This is a genomic window from Vibrio owensii (genome assembly GCF_002021755.1).
GTDB lineage: Bacteria > Pseudomonadota > Gammaproteobacteria > Enterobacterales > Vibrionaceae > Vibrio > Vibrio owensii.
The window spans coordinates 821787-837428 of sequence record NZ_CP019960.1 but is presented as its reverse complement, the minus strand read 5'-3'; the positions used below and the strand labels follow the sequence as shown (position 1 = coordinate 837428).

Annotated in this window: 14 protein-coding genes; 3 read left to right on the top strand and 11 right to left on the bottom strand. The window is 46.0% G+C overall.

Annotated elements, in window-relative coordinates; all coding sequences use genetic code 11:
• Nucleotides 1–402 precede the first annotated feature (402 nt).
• The 5 genes from A9237_RS20280 to A9237_RS20260 all read right to left on the bottom strand — a co-directional run bounded on the left by A9237_RS20280 (nt 403) and on the right by A9237_RS20260 (nt 5563).
• Nucleotides 403–1263: a nuclear transport factor 2 family protein gene (locus A9237_RS20280; RefSeq protein WP_078609367.1), complete on the bottom strand. Its 861-nt coding sequence runs from the start codon at nt 1261–1263 to the stop codon at nt 403–405.
• Nucleotides 1264–1386: 123 nt separating this feature from the next.
• Complete coding sequence (locus tag A9237_RS20275; protein ID WP_009704556.1) at nt 1387–2265, bottom strand: AraC family transcriptional regulator; 879 nt, start codon at nt 2263–2265, stop codon at nt 1387–1389.
• A 224-nt stretch (nt 2266–2489) separates the two neighbouring features.
• Nucleotides 2490–3809, bottom strand: coding sequence for a peptidoglycan DD-metalloendopeptidase family protein (locus A9237_RS20270; RefSeq protein WP_078609365.1), 1320 nt, complete (start codon nt 3807–3809; stop codon nt 2490–2492).
• Nucleotides 3810–4035: 226 nt separating this feature from the next.
• Entirely contained in the window at nt 4036–4584 is a 549-nt protein-coding gene (locus tag A9237_RS20265) for an AAA family ATPase (protein ID WP_078609363.1), read from the bottom strand.
• A 43-nt stretch (nt 4585–4627) separates the two neighbouring features.
• Nucleotides 4628–5563, bottom strand: coding sequence for a LysR family transcriptional regulator (locus A9237_RS20260; RefSeq protein ID WP_078609361.1), 936 nt, complete (start codon nt 5561–5563; stop codon nt 4628–4630).
• Between the two features lie 135 nt (nt 5564–5698).
• Here A9237_RS20260 and A9237_RS20255 point away from each other — a divergent pair, with 135 nt between their 5' ends.
• From A9237_RS20255 to A9237_RS20245, 3 genes are all read left to right on the top strand, one after another.
• On the top strand, nt 5699–6787 hold the full coding sequence (locus A9237_RS20255; protein ID WP_078609359.1) for a DUF1254 domain-containing protein: 1089 nt from the start codon (nt 5699–5701) through the stop codon (nt 6785–6787).
• A gap of 696 nt (nt 6788–7483) precedes the next feature.
• Entirely contained in the window at nt 7484–8815 is a 1332-nt protein-coding gene (locus A9237_RS20250) for a cytochrome ubiquinol oxidase subunit I (protein WP_078609357.1), read from the top strand.
• 2 nt (nt 8816–8817) lie between these two features.
• Entirely contained in the window at nt 8818–9810 is a 993-nt protein-coding gene (locus A9237_RS20245) for a cytochrome d ubiquinol oxidase subunit II (RefSeq protein ID WP_009704562.1), read from the top strand.
• A 74-nt stretch (nt 9811–9884) separates the two neighbouring features.
• Here A9237_RS20245 and mnhG read toward each other — a convergent pair whose 3' ends face one another.
• The 6 genes from mnhG to mbhE are packed head-to-tail and all read right to left on the bottom strand — an operon-like array spanning nt 9885 to nt 15470.
• On the bottom strand, nt 9885–10184 hold the full coding sequence (mnhG, locus tag A9237_RS20240) for a monovalent cation/H(+) antiporter subunit G (RefSeq protein ID WP_045384992.1): 300 nt from the start codon (nt 10182–10184) through the stop codon (nt 9885–9887).
• Nucleotides 10184–10444 carry a cation:proton antiporter gene (locus tag A9237_RS20235; RefSeq protein ID WP_009699163.1) on the bottom strand — a complete coding sequence of 87 codons (261 nt, stop codon included), beginning with the start codon at nt 10442–10444 and terminating at the stop codon, nt 10184–10186. The genes mnhG and A9237_RS20235 overlap by 1 nt, the downstream gene beginning before the upstream one ends.
• 28 nt (nt 10445–10472) lie before the next feature.
• On the bottom strand, nt 10473–10949 hold the full coding sequence (locus A9237_RS20230) for a Na+/H+ antiporter subunit E (RefSeq protein WP_038896553.1): 477 nt from the start codon (nt 10947–10949) through the stop codon (nt 10473–10475).
• Nucleotides 10946–12514 (bottom strand): proton-conducting transporter transmembrane domain-containing protein, encoded by a 1569-nt coding sequence (locus A9237_RS20225; RefSeq protein WP_078609355.1) that lies wholly within the window; start codon nt 12512–12514, stop codon nt 10946–10948. Before A9237_RS20225 ends, A9237_RS20230 begins: the two co-directional genes overlap by 4 nt.
• Entirely contained in the window at nt 12511–12864 is a 354-nt protein-coding gene (locus A9237_RS20220) for a Na+/H+ antiporter subunit C (protein WP_009704566.1), read from the bottom strand. The genes A9237_RS20225 and A9237_RS20220 overlap by 4 nt, the downstream gene beginning before the upstream one ends.
• Entirely contained in the window at nt 12864–15470 is a 2607-nt protein-coding gene (gene mbhE / locus A9237_RS20215; protein WP_078610226.1) for a hydrogen gas-evolving membrane-bound hydrogenase subunit E, read from the bottom strand. The genes A9237_RS20220 and mbhE overlap by 1 nt, the downstream gene beginning before the upstream one ends.
• Between the last annotated feature and the right edge of the window lie 172 nt (nt 15471–15642).

Here is a 15642-nt window from a genome sequence, read left to right as displayed (position 1 = left end):
TTGTAGTATTTTTCGCACAACAAATAAGTGGAAGATATAATTAAGCCAATTTAATAACCAACACAAATAGCAGGGGTGTAAAAGTTAAGAAAATCAAATAAGTTGATTTTCAAAATATTATTTGGAATTAAAGTCACACATTTTTTATGCGCTACAACAAAAATACGAAAGAGAAAAAATAGAGCCTTAATTCTATTCATATTTCATAAAGGCCTTAATAATCCAGTTATCACTTAATGTCGTTAATTTCCGTACAAATAAAAGCCAAAGTTAAGCTGTTTTTATTTTACACCTGTATCACATTGATTTATTTTCGAACTATTGTTGGGTATATAACTCGCTTAAACGAAAAAAGAGAGCCCACAATGTGACTCTCTTTTTCGTGAATGTTGTCGTTAGATGTTATTTAAAGCCGAACTTGCCATTGCCGTTCTTCCACTCTGACTTCGGTGGAATCGCTTCAATCGTGTCCCAATGCTCTACAATTTTGCCATTGTCGACACGGAATAAGTCATAGAACGCGACATGTTGGTTCATGAACTGACCTTCACTCACTGATAACAAGAAGTTCCCTTCACCGATAATCAAGTGGTTCTTGCTGTATACCATCGGCATGCCCGCTTCCGCTAATTGCTTGAGTGCAACGCCCAAACCACTCAAACCGTCGGCCACCGCAACGTTGTGTTGGATGTAGTCACTGTCTTTATCACCGATGAACTTACTGATCTGAGACATATCCCCTTTCATCAGAATGGTTTGTACAAAATCAGAAACGATCGCTTTGTTCTCGTCTGTTTTGTTTACATCTGTAATTTCTGTTGCACCGTCAAATTGAGTGCGACCACTTGGATTAGGTTTCGCCACGTCTTGTAAGTTATCCCAGTGCTCGACGATCAAACCATCTTCAAAACGGAAAATATCAAAGCCCGCTTTCGGTCCGAAAAAGTCGTATTCCGTGTGCAATGCCACGTATTCGCCATCTTGAATGGTACGAATCACTTTCGCTTTAGCACTGCCTTCTGGCAGCATCTTCATTACTTCGCCAAAGCCCGCTAAACCATCTGCAACCGCAAGATTATGCTGAATGTACTTGTTTGGGTTGATGTATGAAATCGCGTTTTGGTCGCCAGTTTCAATGCTTGAGATAACCGCGACGGCTTTATCACGATTCGACAATTCATCGGCATTTACAGCGAAAGAAGCACTAGCAAAAACGGTGGATGCGATAACAGAGCTAGCGAAAAAGCGAGTCAATTTGTTCATATTATTTTCCTCTTGTTGGCTTGAGAACAATAATAGGAATGAATCAAAGACTCGTCTGTGTGGATGTGCGTCGGAAAATGGTCAATATCGAACATGAACACAAAAAGGCGTTCATACTCAACATCATAACTGTGGTTCGGCGTACTGCTTCTGGAATTGGCTTGGTGTCATATCAGTTTGATTTTTAAAGTATCGAACAAAATTACTCGCATCTTCAAAACCAAAGTCAAAAGCTAACTGTTGCGTCGTAACGTTACTCACCACCAAGCGGCGCTTAATCTCTATTGTGACAAACGCGTCGATCATTTGTTTCGCGGTTAAGTTCGTTGCCAGCTTGCAAATAACATTTAACGTTTTGTACGTTGATCCCATCTGCCCCGCATACCAGTTCGCATCACGGATATGTTCATAATTCGCTTGGAGCAAATCAAAGAAACGTGCAAGCTTGTAGCTCTGCTCTTTGGTTAACTTATCGTGCCTCTCTTCAGGTCTTAGGCGATGCAGCATTAGAGCGAAAGAAGAGAAAAGATACATGACGATCAATGGGTCGGAATGTTGACTTTCAATTTCCTTGATAACCTCACCAATAAGCAGTTTGGCACTCTGGCAGGTAGCTTCGTCTAAGTTCAATAATGGTGAACGAGCTTGGTTTAAATGCGTTGGAGTGTAGTTAGGTAAACGCATGTTGGCATGCACTTGGTCTAAAAACGCTTGGGTGAAAATGATCACTTTGCCGGAGGGTTTGTTGGACAAATCGAAAGCTTGCACCTGCTCGCGACGAACAAAAAGGATACTGCCAGATTCAAACGGATACTGCTTAAAATCCACCATGTGCACGCCACTGCCTTTTTCGATGTAAACCATCATAAAGAAGGTAATGCGATGCGGTTTTTGAGGTGAATGGCTTTTGTACTCTTGGCCATGCAAGCTTTCTAGATCGAAGATTTCAATCTCTGCTTGATTCGATTTCTTATGGTCAAAGCCTACGGTTGGTATTTGCATTCACCCTCCACTCGTTACTACTTGTATTTTGGTCAATTTCAGCAGGAATGCGAATCGAACTGTATCACATCAAGTAACGAAGGTAGTGCTTGAGGTGGTGAATGTCTGTCTAACCTCCCTAAACCAACATGCTGCTTAAAATAAGCCAGTTCATAAAACACATGGCTCTTAAAACACAAAGGCAAGCCGAAGCCTGCCTTTGTTCATTTAACTATGCAAAGAGTCTAAGACGTCTTTTTACCCTCGTTAGCTTTTGCGTTGCTTGCGTTTTGCTCGGTAGCAACCATGTCATCAAACTCAGAAACTCGTGCTAAGAAGGCTGGTTTGTCTTTTTTTGGAATCGAACTCGCCAACGGTAAATCGGCTGTCATCGAATCCACTGCACGGTTGCGCACCAGTACTTCGAAGTGCAAGTGTGGACCTGTTAGACGACCTGTCGCACCCGAAAGCGCAATCTTTTGTCCACGCTTAACATGATCGCCTTTCTTGACTAAGAAACGGCTCAAGTGCAGATAACGAGTTTTGTACACACTGTTGTGCTCAATCACCAAGTATTTGCCTGCGTAAGGGTGGTTACGAACAGCAATCACTTTGCCATCACCCGTTGAGTAAACTGGCGAACCCACAGGCGTCGCGAAATCGGTACCGTTATGCGGTTGAATGCGGCCTGTTACCGGGTGTCTTCGATTCGGGTTAAACGGAGACGTAATACGTCGGAATTGTTTGTCGATTGGATAGCGGTTAAAGGCTTGTTCTAAGCTGTTTCCATCACGGTCATAAAAGCGACCATCTTCAGCCAAAAACGCTTCTACGTCTTTACCACGCATCTTGATAGCAATGCCCTGCACTTCTGTATTGCCGGTTAAATGGTCATCAACGTACTGACGACGTACCAGCACATGAAAGCTATCACCAGCACGCAGCTCGCGGGCAAAATTCACTTTGTCACGAAGTACACGCGTAATGTTGGCAATCTGGGTAGTAGTTAATCCTTGTCGGTGCGCAGAAGATGAGAAACTGCCGTTGATTTCACCGGAATACATTTCTTCGCGCCATTCACCCGGCTCTTCAACAAAGTCATAAGCGAATGTGCCATCGTCGTTCTGCGTGTAAATCGAACGTTCTACAAGGCTTTCGTGGAAGATCACTTGTTGCAGCGTCTTGGTGTCTCTATCCACGATAAACTCAAGGTGATCACCTGGTTTGATGGTATCCAGTTTCAAGGAGGTTAAATCGGCTTCAAGAAGCTTTTGCGTGGTTTCGTATGGGACACCCCACGAGGAAAAAATAGTGCTGAGTGTGTCACCTACTTTAACGAAGTAGTGAATACGTGCAATGTTGTCGTGATCTTGGTTTGCCTCTTCGGCGTTTGGTGCCGTGTCGCCTGTCTGAGCCTCGTGTACGTGAGTGCCCTCTAGCTCGGAATAAGGCGTGACCTTAATGGTGATTTCTTCTGGTTTCGTTTCTGCTTGATAGGTGAGATAGGCTGCAAGAGAGAATGCGGTAGCAGCGACAGCAATGAGTGAATAACGAACAAACTTCATAGTACTTGGGATAATCGGAAACAGTAATTGTTATGTTATAACATCTGAATCTCAAAATTTAAACATTGCGTATTTGAGAACTTTGTTTCTAAGCTTTTCTAGTCTCACTAAGCGCCTATTTTGCTTAAATAAATCTTACTGTAAATAAGGGGAAATTCCTCTTACCCTCTCTATGATTGCGGGATCCCGGTTTAGTTCACTCTACTACTCACAACTTCTATGAATTCTATATCAACTGTCGATCTTTTAAGCGTTCGAGAATAAAATCCACGCGTTGTTCGATACTCATACTCGGCACTTCTATCAACTCATAACCATATTGATGATATGTCGCGACCATGGCTTGATACGTTCTTACGGCTTCCGCAAAGTCTTGTTTTCTTTCTTCATCATTAGCAAAAATGGCTTCCCAAGGTGGAAAGATAAAAACAGGGTTGGCGTAACGTATACGCTGACACGCATCCAATAATGCTTGTGGAATGGGTAAGTTTTCTAATTGGCTATAACCGTATGAATCCACAATACAGCGGTCAAAGAAGACAAGCTCATTGAGTTGTTCGAAGGCTTGATGATGGTTTTTCTCTTCACGTACCATCTCATCACGAAAAGCTATTTTGTCTTTCCACGGTAAAGCATCACCATCCAGAGCAACTTGCTGTTTAATCACTTTGCGCCCCACTTCTGGCGCGCAAGCGTAACCAAGCTCAATCAGCTTTTCTATTACAGAGGTTTTGCCCGCACCTGGGCCACCTGTAAATACGATTAGGTTGTTCATGTAGACCTCGATTGTTGAAGCGTAATGTTCGCCTTCCGCCCTTTTACGTCGGTCGTTGGTTATTCTCGAATCGGTGTTGTAGAAGAAGTTTGATCTCTGAAAGAAGCCAGTTAATCAATGGGGTATCTTGAGTTTGATAGAGGTAATAGGCGTACACATCCATATTTTGCTTGGGTAAGCCTGTGCTGGAATTAACCGTAGGATGAATAGCGACGATATCATCTGGAAGCGTCGTCATGACACTGGCGACTGGGAAGAAGGCATCAGAATGTCGGATGGCATTAAAGTTAACCTCCGGCGAATCCGATTTCAACAAAATATCCGGAACATGACCGGCTTTTAACATGGTCTGCTCTGCCGTTTCGTGTCTTGTTTGCCAATCCGGAGTACGAATCAACACCATTGGATACTTGGCTAAATCATGAATGGTGACAACATCAAGTTGTGTGAGCGGATGCCCTTGCCTGACACAAAACATGAAGTGGTTCTTGGGCATCAACTCTTGTTTGATCTGTTTGGAATACCCTTCTGGACCGTAATCCAAAGCAACGTGGATTTTTCGAGACAACAAAGCCGATTCTACTTGTGAACGCCAATCCATAATCTCAAATCTCGCGTTTGGAGCCTTCTCTCGCAAGGTGGAGAACAGATCCACACCAATTGCGTTTGTCAGTGCATTGGTCAAACTGATGGAAACTTTTCCTTGGTATTTAGAAGGATCAAATGCCGCTTCAAAAGCTAATAGTCCATCAATCTGCTCGACCAATTCAGGAAGGCGGCGCTCTAATTCATAACAACGCTCTGTCGGTACTAATCCGTAACGCTCACGGACGAACAATGCGTCATCAAAGGTTTCCCTTAAGCGGCTGAGCGCATGGCTTACCGCCGATTGACTAAGGTTCAAACGTTCTGCCGCTTGCTTAGTATTTCTGGTTTCAAGCAGCACTCGTAATACTTTGAGTAGGTTGTAATCAAACATGCGCCATCTCTTTCATCACTCTTTGCATTAGATATTAATACAGTTAATTTCTAACATTCAACAGCTTCACTTCTGAACATATCTTGTTCTGCCTAATATGGGGTCAACGCTTACTTAACCCTTAAAGGTCCTATTATGAAAAAGACGTCATTAGCACTGACCATGGCTCTGATTTCTTCTGCTACTTTTGCTGCTGATTTACCAACGACACAACAAGTGATCGACAGCATCGATTCCTCTAACTGGGCAGTAAATCCGCTTGACTACGGCATGACAGCAATGGAGTACCAGCGCAAAGAAGCCGATTTGTTCGCACAAAAGATGCTAAGCCGTGGTGAGTTGAACCAGTTCATCCACTTCCCTGGCCTATCTCAAGCGGGTGATACTTGGGTTGTCACGCCGAATGTCGACAACGTCTATTCCCTTGCGGTTATTGATGCGCGTAAAGGCTTCAAGATTGAAATCCCAGACATGGGGGATCGTTTTGTCTCGCTTCACATCCAAGACCAAAACCATACTTTTGTTCAGTACACTTGGACACCAGGTGTGTATGAATACAAAGCGGGTGATATTGAGACCGACTATGTGTTTATTGGCGTTCGTGTAGGAACAGATGCAACAGCCGATGACTTGGCGTACATCAAGAACGAAATTCAACCCAAGATGAAGATTGAGTCAAACTCAGCTGTTCCATATGCCACTGACACCAAAGAGGAAGACATCGCTGAGCTGCGTTCTGCCCTACTTAAACAATGGGGTAAGTTGCCTGACATGTACGACACGGTGCAATTCGATATTCATGATGTGTCTAATTGGGAGAAATGGACCTACACCATTGCAGGTTCTTGGGGTTTGAGCCCTGAATCGACGGCAATGTATGCTTCTTGGGCTCCTGAAAACACCAAGGCGAATGAATGTTACACCGCAACGTTTGATCATGTTCCGGCGAAAGCCTTCAGCTCGCTGACCATGTACAACTCAGATAACTACTTGATGACAAACGACCACAATATTGTGAGCACAAACCGTAAAGACTTTAAGAGTAACGAAGACGGCAGCTTTACGATCATTTTTGGTGGGGAACAATGTCATGCCATCGCAGACGAAAAAGGCGTGAACTACGCGAAAACACCAGTAGATGGATGGCGCGCACAGCTTCGAGCTTACGTGCCAGATGTGGAGAAGATGAAACACTACCAGTTACCAAAACTCGAAAAGTTGTAGTGAAAACGCTCTAGACAATTTCGATTAATAGTTTTTAAGGACAAGTTAGCGCTTGTCCTTTTTTGTTGCTTGTCCCTTCTTTTTTAGGGCAACACAAATAATGGGTCAATGGCTAAGCACTTTCACGTTGGAACTAAAATATGCGCTTAGGTGCATTATTTAGCCATTAATTAATGGAGAATTAAACGTAGTCACAAAAGAATGAAATGGTTGGCGAAAACGCCAACGTTCTACTCGATTGTTGTGTTTTTCAAGATCTCCGAGTGATTAGCCAAGCACTCTTATGTATCTAGAAGTCATTGACTCGCGCGGATGACTCCAATTCCGCGCCGTTTTTTTGTCTGATAAACCAAAATCGAACATCCAAAGCAACGAACGTGAATATCCTTACTAAAAACACTGTTTCTGTAATTTTATTTCAGAATTATCGAAACCATCATAAGGATAATTCGAACTAATCTTAATTCATGCGGCTTCAGTTACATTTGCTTTCTTTTACTCACTTCTCGCGACTATTAGCGGCATTTTGAGACAATTTCCCACACACCTTTCTTTGTCTTAGTTGATATAAATCATGGTTAGAAGAAAACAGAATCACCTGTATTTCTCGATACATGAATCCAAACTGCCCGATTTTTCGTAACTAAATTACAGATAGACACGATTTCTAGTACGGCACGTTTTTGAGGAACCAAGATGTTAGATACCCTCATGCTGTCGCGGATCCAGTTCGCGGCCAATATCAGCTTTCATATTCTCTTCCCGACCATCACCATCGCGTTGGCGTGGATGTTGGTGTTTTTCAAGTGGCGATATAACCGCACACAAGCTCCCGTTTGGCTCGATGTTTATTACTTCTGGGTCAAGATATTCGCTCTTACTTTCGCCTTAGGTGTGGTATCCGGCATTACGATGAGTTTCCAGTTTGGTACCAACTGGCCAGGCTTTATGGAACGAGTCGGAAACGTAGCAGGACCATTGCTCGGATACGAAGTGATGACCGCCTTCTTTATGGAAGCGACCTTCCTTGGCGTGATGCTTTTTGGACGAGGGCGAGTACCGGAATGGGTTCATACTCTCGCTACTGTTCTGGTTGCTGTTGGGACAAGTATGTCCGCATTTTGGATTCTGGTACTTAACAGCTGGATGCACACACCAAGCGGATATGAAGTGATTGACGGAATAGTACATGTAACCAGTTGGAAGGAAGTTATTTTCAATCCTTCTTTACCTTACCGTCTTCTGCACACGCTATTGGCATCGGCGCTGACTGCCAGCTTCTTGATTGCGGGTATTTCGGCTTATCAAATAATGAAAAAGCCAGATCATCGCTCAGCCAAACTTGGCCTAAAAGTCGCGCTGTTCGCGGCGGCTGGATTCATCCCAATTCAAATCTTTGTCGGTGACCTTCACGGATTAAACACGCTTGAACATCAACCTGCAAAAATCGCAGCGATGGAAGGTGTGTGGGAGACCGAGCAAGGCGCGCCTCTTCTTCTGTTTGCGATGCCAAATGAAGAAACTCGCAGCAATGATTTTGAAGTGGGCATCCCGAAGTTAGCGAGTTTGATTCTTACGCATGACTTAGACGGGGAAATCCGAGGACTTAACGAGTTTGCACCTGATCACCCGCCAGTGAAGCCCTTGTTCTTTGGTTTCCGCGTGATGGTCGGTGTGGGTGTTCTTATGCTGCTGGTTAGCTGGTATGGCGCGGTGAAGCTAGCACGCAAAAAAGCGCTACCTAAACCTTACCTGTACACAGTGTTAGCTATGACGTTCTCTGGTTGGATAGCCACACTGGCGGGTTGGTATGTTACTGAGATTGGTCGACAGCCTTGGTTGGTCAGCGGTGTATTGCGTACATCAGAAGCTGTCACCACGGTTGCAAGCAGCAGTGTGATGACTTCGCTCATTATGTACTTGGCCATTTACGCAGCATTGCTGGTTGCGTACATCCATACCCTGTTCTATTTGGCGCGCAAAGACGTTGCAGCCCATGAAGTCCCACTGACACAACAAGAGGCCTAATCATGCTCGACTATCTACCAGAAATATACCTTCTGCTGCTTGGTTTCTCGGTCTTTATGTATGCCGTGCTCGACGGCTACGACCTTGGCGTCGGCATCCTATTGCCAAGTGACAATGAAGCGCAACGTGACCGAATGATAGCGTCTATCGGCCCTTTCTGGGACGCGAATGAAACGTGGTTAGTGTTAGCCGTTGGTATTCTGCTGATTGCCTTTCCTACTGCCCATAGCTTGATTTTGACGGAGCTTTATATGCCGACCGCCATCATGCTTATCGCACTGATCATGCGTGGCGTAGCGTTCGACTTCCGCGCCAAAGCGAACTCGGACCATAAACCCCATTGGGATTGGTGCTTCAGAATTGGCTCGCTAATCACCGCACTAACTCAGGGTTACATGGTGGGTCGTTACATCATGGGGTTTGAGCAATCAACCGAAGCATTTGGCTTTGCATGGTTAAGCGCACTTTGTGTAACGGCGGCGTATGTTTACATCGGTGGCGCATGGTTGGTACTGAAAACGGAAGGTGATTTGCAAATACGCTCGGCGCGTTGGTCTCGCCGTGCTGGTTGGTTAGCGGCGTTGGGAATCCTAGTGGTAAGCGTTGTAAACCCGATTGTAAATCAACAAGTGGCCCTGCGTTGGTTCAGCTTCCCAGAAGTCTTGTTGCTTGCTCCAGTTCCGTTAATTGTGTTGGCGACCATCTTCCTCGTTGATCGCTATTTGCGTCAGGTTCCAATGGTGAATGATCTGGGTGTGCGCTGGCCTTTCTTTGGTGTCACCGTCATTTTCGCGTTGAGCTTTCTTGGTCTTGCGTATAGCTTCTTCCCAGAAGTTGTGCCGGGATTAATGACCGCACAAGAAGCCGCTTCATCACCTGCGACCTTAATGATTGTGGGCTACGGTGTGATGATTGTTATGCCGATGATTTTACTTTACACCTTTATGGTGTATCGAATCTTCAAAGGCAAAGCAACAGAGCTTAGCTACAAGTAGACAAGACAATTACCTACATAGAAACGCCGCTGATTTAGCGGCGTTTTTGTTTCTACTCACAAGTCATATAAGCCCTATTTCTTGTTGTTTCTCCAGATTTGATAACCACTTTCTTGCGTCGCCTTACCCAGTAAGTGTGCCGCTACCGGGGCGGTAATAAAGATAAACAACATAGTGCCAATCACTCGTGAAATTACCGTGATATCCGGTATCGCAATCGCCACCGCTAATAACAATGATGCTAAGCCCACCGTGCCTGCTTTGGTTGCAGCGTGCATTCGCGTGTAAAGGTCGGGCATTCGCAAGATCCCAAGGCTTGCGATGAGCGTAAACAAGGTCCCGAGACAGAGTAAAATCCCTACAATAATGTCCATTACACCTCTCCTTTTCTTTTGAAGATCAGCCTTGCAAAGGCAATCGTCCCTAGGAAAGCCACTAGACCGAGCGTGATAGCAATATCCAATAAGGATTGTTGCCCACTATCTAAGGTATAAACGGCAATAAAGCCCACTGTTACAAATGAAATCAGATCAAGCGCTATCACTCTATCGGCCAAGGTTGGGCCAAGAACCAAACGAATGAATGCCATCACGACACTGAGCAACAAACCAATATAAGCGAACGTGATGCTCATCTGTAACCAACTACCTACCTGTAATCCATCAGCCACGCGTCACCTCCAAAATCCGTTTCTCTAAACCATCTTTGATCTCTCGAATTACCTTTTCATGCTCGGGCGCAAACATCGCGTGCACGACCATGTGCTTCTTATCTGGTGTGACGTCTAAGCTCAAGCTCCCCGGAGTAAGTGAAACCATGTTGGCGAGCAATGAGATCTCTAAATCTGACTCAACATCTAACGGCACATAAACAATATCTGGGTCACTCAAATGGGTTGGCGTGACCACATCCCAGACGACTCTGGCTACCGATATCACCATCTCATAACAGAAGAAAAGAAACAGGCCGACCAAAGCGCGGAAACGTCGGAAGTAACTGGTTTTCAACCCAAACGGTTGACTAAGTCGCAATGCCAAAAAGCCGACCACAAAACCAAGAATGAAGTTCGTGCCTGTATAGTTGCCGTTTAGCAGCATCCAAGCCAGAGCGAGAAATAAATTCAAAAACAGATAAATCATTCGCTCCCTCCCGGCGCATTCAATGCCACGCGTTCAGCTATTTCTCTGTCAGCTATTACAATGTCAGCCAAAGCACTCTCTCCAAGAACCGCTTTTACGTAAGCTTGGGGCTCTATCAGCTGCTCTGCGGCGAGTTCTGCAAATTGGTAAAGAGGCTCAGCTGCCAAACCAATAATCAGACTTAACGTAGTCAACGTGGCGATTGGCACGCAATACAATCCTTTTGTGTACTTGTTCATTGGCTGAGCTTTGAGCGTTTGCTGAGGCTTTTTCCAAAACACTTCGTTCCAGATCTTGGTCATCGAGAACACAGTTAACAGACCAACTAAGAGCGCGGCCCCTGCAAGCCAATACAACTCGGTTTGCAAACTAGATTTGATGACAAGGAACTTGCCCCAGAAGCCCGACAAAGGTGGAAACCCCGCTAAAGAGAATGCAGGAATGAGAAACAAGAAAGCGAGCCAAGGCATGGCTTTGTAGACGCCACCTAATTGCCCCAGATTACCCGAGCCATATTTACGCTCGATAAAGCCGCCAATCAGGAATAAATTTGCTTTCACTATGATGTGGTGCACGATGTAGAAAATTGCACCCGCAATGGCAAGCGGCGTGAAGACCGCCAATCCCATGATCATGTAACCAATCTGGCTGATGATATGGAAAGAGAGAATCTTTTTAATGTCGTACTGGCTCGCTGCCCCCAATACGCCAGTTAACATCGTAAGCCCTGCCACCCACATCAAAGTCGGTTGCCAACCGCTTTCTGAGAGTGGGAAAATCAAGGTGAACACTCGGATTAATGCGTACACCCCAACCTTGGTGAGCAACGCTGCAAACAGTGCGACAACCGCGCTCGGCAACGTATGGTAAGAAGCAGGCAGCCAAGCAAAAACAGGAAACAACGCCGCTTTAATCGCAAACGCGAATAGGAACAGTAGCGCGAGCAAGGTTTTGGTGTCAGACGGAATCAGTGCGGCTTTGGCGTGTAAATCCGCGAGGTTCAAAGTCCCTGTAGCACCGTAGAGTAAACCAATCGCGAGCAAGAAGACCAAGGTTGAAATCAGATTGAGCATCACGTACTTCACTGCCCCATCCACTTGTTGCTTCGATCCATCCAAGATCATCAAACCAAACGATGCTATCAACATCACCTCGAACCACACATAGAGGTTGAAAATATCTCCGGTAAGAAACGCGCCATACACGCCGGCCAATAAAACATGCATTAGCGCATGAAACGTGCCGTACGATGCCTTTTCTTGCAGATCGCCCATGGCGTAGAACACGCTCACGACACCAATAATGGCCGTCACCATCACCATGGCAACGGCAAGATAATCCGCCACAAAAACAATGCCAAATGGTGCAGCCCATTGACCAAACGCCACTGCTTGTGGACCACCGTTGATGACATCGTGCGTCAACAATGCAGTAATCACCAAGGTTGCCAAGGCGCTTGTGCCACTTATCGCATCCACCAGCGCTTTGTTGCGCTTCGCGCAGAAGATAGCGACAGCGGTAAGAAGTGAAACAACTACGGGTAACGTCAACCAAATCGTCGTCATTCATCCTCCTCAGAACGTCGCATCGCATCCACATCGGCCGAGCCCGCTTCGGAATATGCGCGGTAAAACAACATTAATGCGAACACCAACAAACCAAAGCCAATCACAATGGCGGTCAAAATTAAGGCTTGAGGAAGCGGGTTTGCCGCACCTTCTGGTGGCAACACCGAATTCGCCTCAATCAATGGCGGTAGTCCGGGGGTTAAACGTCCAGCAGTGAAAATCGCGATGTTCACCGCACTGCTCAACAAGATCAAACCGAATAGTAAGCGTAAGATGTGTCGTTCAAGCATGAGATAGACACCAGCCGCGACAAACACACCGACCACGAGACTCCATAGTATTTCCATCAGTCCAACTCCTCATTTACGCGCAGCAACATCCCCATGACACCACCAATAATGGCGAGGTAGATGCCGACATCGAATATCAACGGTGTGCCAAGTGGCAGAATGTCTTTCCACCACAGACCCGTTAAGAACGGCAAATTGAAGGCAAAGCTCATTAGGCCAGCCACAAAGCTTAAGAAAATGCCAAACAGAGCAATGCTAAATGGCGCGTAATACAAGCGGTCACGAACATACTTTGGCGATTCTGCAAACATCAGTAGCGCAAAACCAATCACAGCGATCAGCGCACCAATAAAGCCGCCACCCGGCTCGTTGTGACCTCGTAATAAAAGGTAAAGTGAGAACACCAACATCAGCGCTGCAACGATGTGTGCGGTAGTCGCAAAGATAAGGGAGCGGATGCGGTTGCGTTTGTGATAGTGCGTTTTCAACAAGCTAACCGCAGCGATACCCGCCATCACGACCACAATCACCTCGCCTAACGTATCGAAGGCTCGGAAATCGACCAAAATGACGTTGACGATGTTGCGTCCATGCCCTCCGGGAACGCTGTTCTCTGCGAAGAAATCAGCCAGAGTGGAATCTAAAGGTTGTGCGGTAATGTTTATTAACAACGCCGTTACCGACATACCAATCACACCCGCTATCGCCCCATGCAGTAATCTTCGACGTACAGAATGTTGCGGCACCGTCAATAAACCTGGGATGTGGCGTATCAAGAGCACCACAAATACAACCATCAAGGTTTCAACCAACAATAAGGTTTTCGCGACATCTGGCGCGCTGTAAAGCATAAAGACTAAGGTGGTCATAAAACCCACCACACCAAGGGCAGAGACCGCCAGCAAACGAGACGTGGTAAAAGTGCAGACTAAGGCAGCACCAATGAGCAGCAGTGCAATGCTGATTTCGTAGAAGCTAATGTCTGCTAATGCAGCAAAGCGAGCTTGTGGGATCACTAACGGGCTGCTTAACAGCAATCCAGCCAGCACGATAAAGAACAACAACACATAACGGCTTAAGCGCTTTTGCTGCAATAACTGCGTTTGCCATTTCGCCAAACGCATCATGCCAGCCATGATTTTGTCGAAAACGGATTCTGCTGTTGGCAACACAGGAACATTACGCTGCCAGCTAACCAACAGCCTTGGGTAGATTCGATACAAAGCAAAACCGAGTAACAAAGTTAATGCGCTGAGCGCCAACGGCAGATTCACGCCCTGCCACAGTTTGGCAGCCTCTGGTGCGGAGTCAGGCAAGCTCGACAAAACACCCGGAACAACCACATTGTTGTTGATCCACCCTAAGCCAAATAACGGCGCAAGCACACTGGCTATGGCAAGCAGCATTGCTGGTATCCATAACCCTTTACTGGCTTCCACTTTCTTGGCTGGCGTTGGATTACCTTCATACGTCGCGAAGAAAGGTTTAACGATCAACGCCAACGCTAATGCCACCATGGTGACGTTAACCAGAAGGAATATCGTAGTTAGGATGACACTCACTTCCAGACCGGATTTGTACATGTACTCTTTGCTTAAGAAGCCGAGTAGCGGTGGTACACCTGATTTAGACAAGGCAGCAAGGATTGCGGCTGTAACACTGATTACCAGTGCTGCTTTCAAACCATGAAGCATGCGAATATCACGCGTCCCTGTCGCTTTATCGATATTACCCACCACCATAAACAGCGCTGCTTTGTAGAACGAATGCGCCAAGATAAACAGCAGCGCGGCCATCATTGCTAACTCAGTCCCCATTCCTATCAATAGCACCAATTTACCTAAGGCGACGTTGGTGCTGTATGCCAGCATCAGCTTCAAATCGGTTTGCTTCAGGGCCAGCAGCGCGCACCATATCGCGGTAAAACCGCCAAAAATGCCGAGCGTGTAAAACCAAATCTCGCTGTGTGAATAGATAGGTGACACACGGGCAAGCAAGTACACCCCAGCCTTCACCATAGTGGCAGAATGAAGATAGGCACTCACTGGCGTTGGCGCTGCCATGGCATTGGGTAACCAGAAGTGGAATGGAAACTGCGCCGATTTGGTGAACGCACCGAGTAAGATCAGAACCAGCGAAGGTATAAACCATTCATGTTGTGCAATCAGCGCACTTTGCGCGATGATGTTACTTATCTCATAGCTACCAGCCATTTCACCCAGCAGTATCAGACCAGCTAATAACGCTAAGCCACCAGCGCCAGTGACAATGAGAGATTGCAATGCATTCTTGCGGGATTTGTCTTTCTCATGATTAAAGCCAATCAAAAGATACGATGTGATGGTGGTGAGCTCCCAAAACACAAAAAGGAGCAGGATATTGTCGCTCGTGACAACCCCGAGCATGGCTAACATGAACAGCGTTAAGTATAAGTGGAAAGAGAATCGAGACGAATGCCCCTTCAGGTAAGCCAGTGCGTAAATCTGGATAAGCGCACCGATACCGCTGATCAAACATGCAAATAGGAAAGACAAGCCATCCAACTTGAAGCTCAGGTTTACATCTAAACCCGGAACCCAAGCCGCTTGCCAACTTACGCCTCCCGGCTCATACCAACTAATGAGCGAGACGAAAATGACCATTGGCAGCAAAGGAAAGATCATAAGAATCAACGAACGATCTTTTGAGCCTTGTGTGTTTTTATTCCCTATTACGCTATTCAATATCGCCATCCATTTCGTTAGGTTCACACTTGGATGGTGACTCATAGAATCAACGGAAAGACCGCCCTCTCCTGATACTTCAGGCTTCAACCACAATTGTCGATTTGGGTGT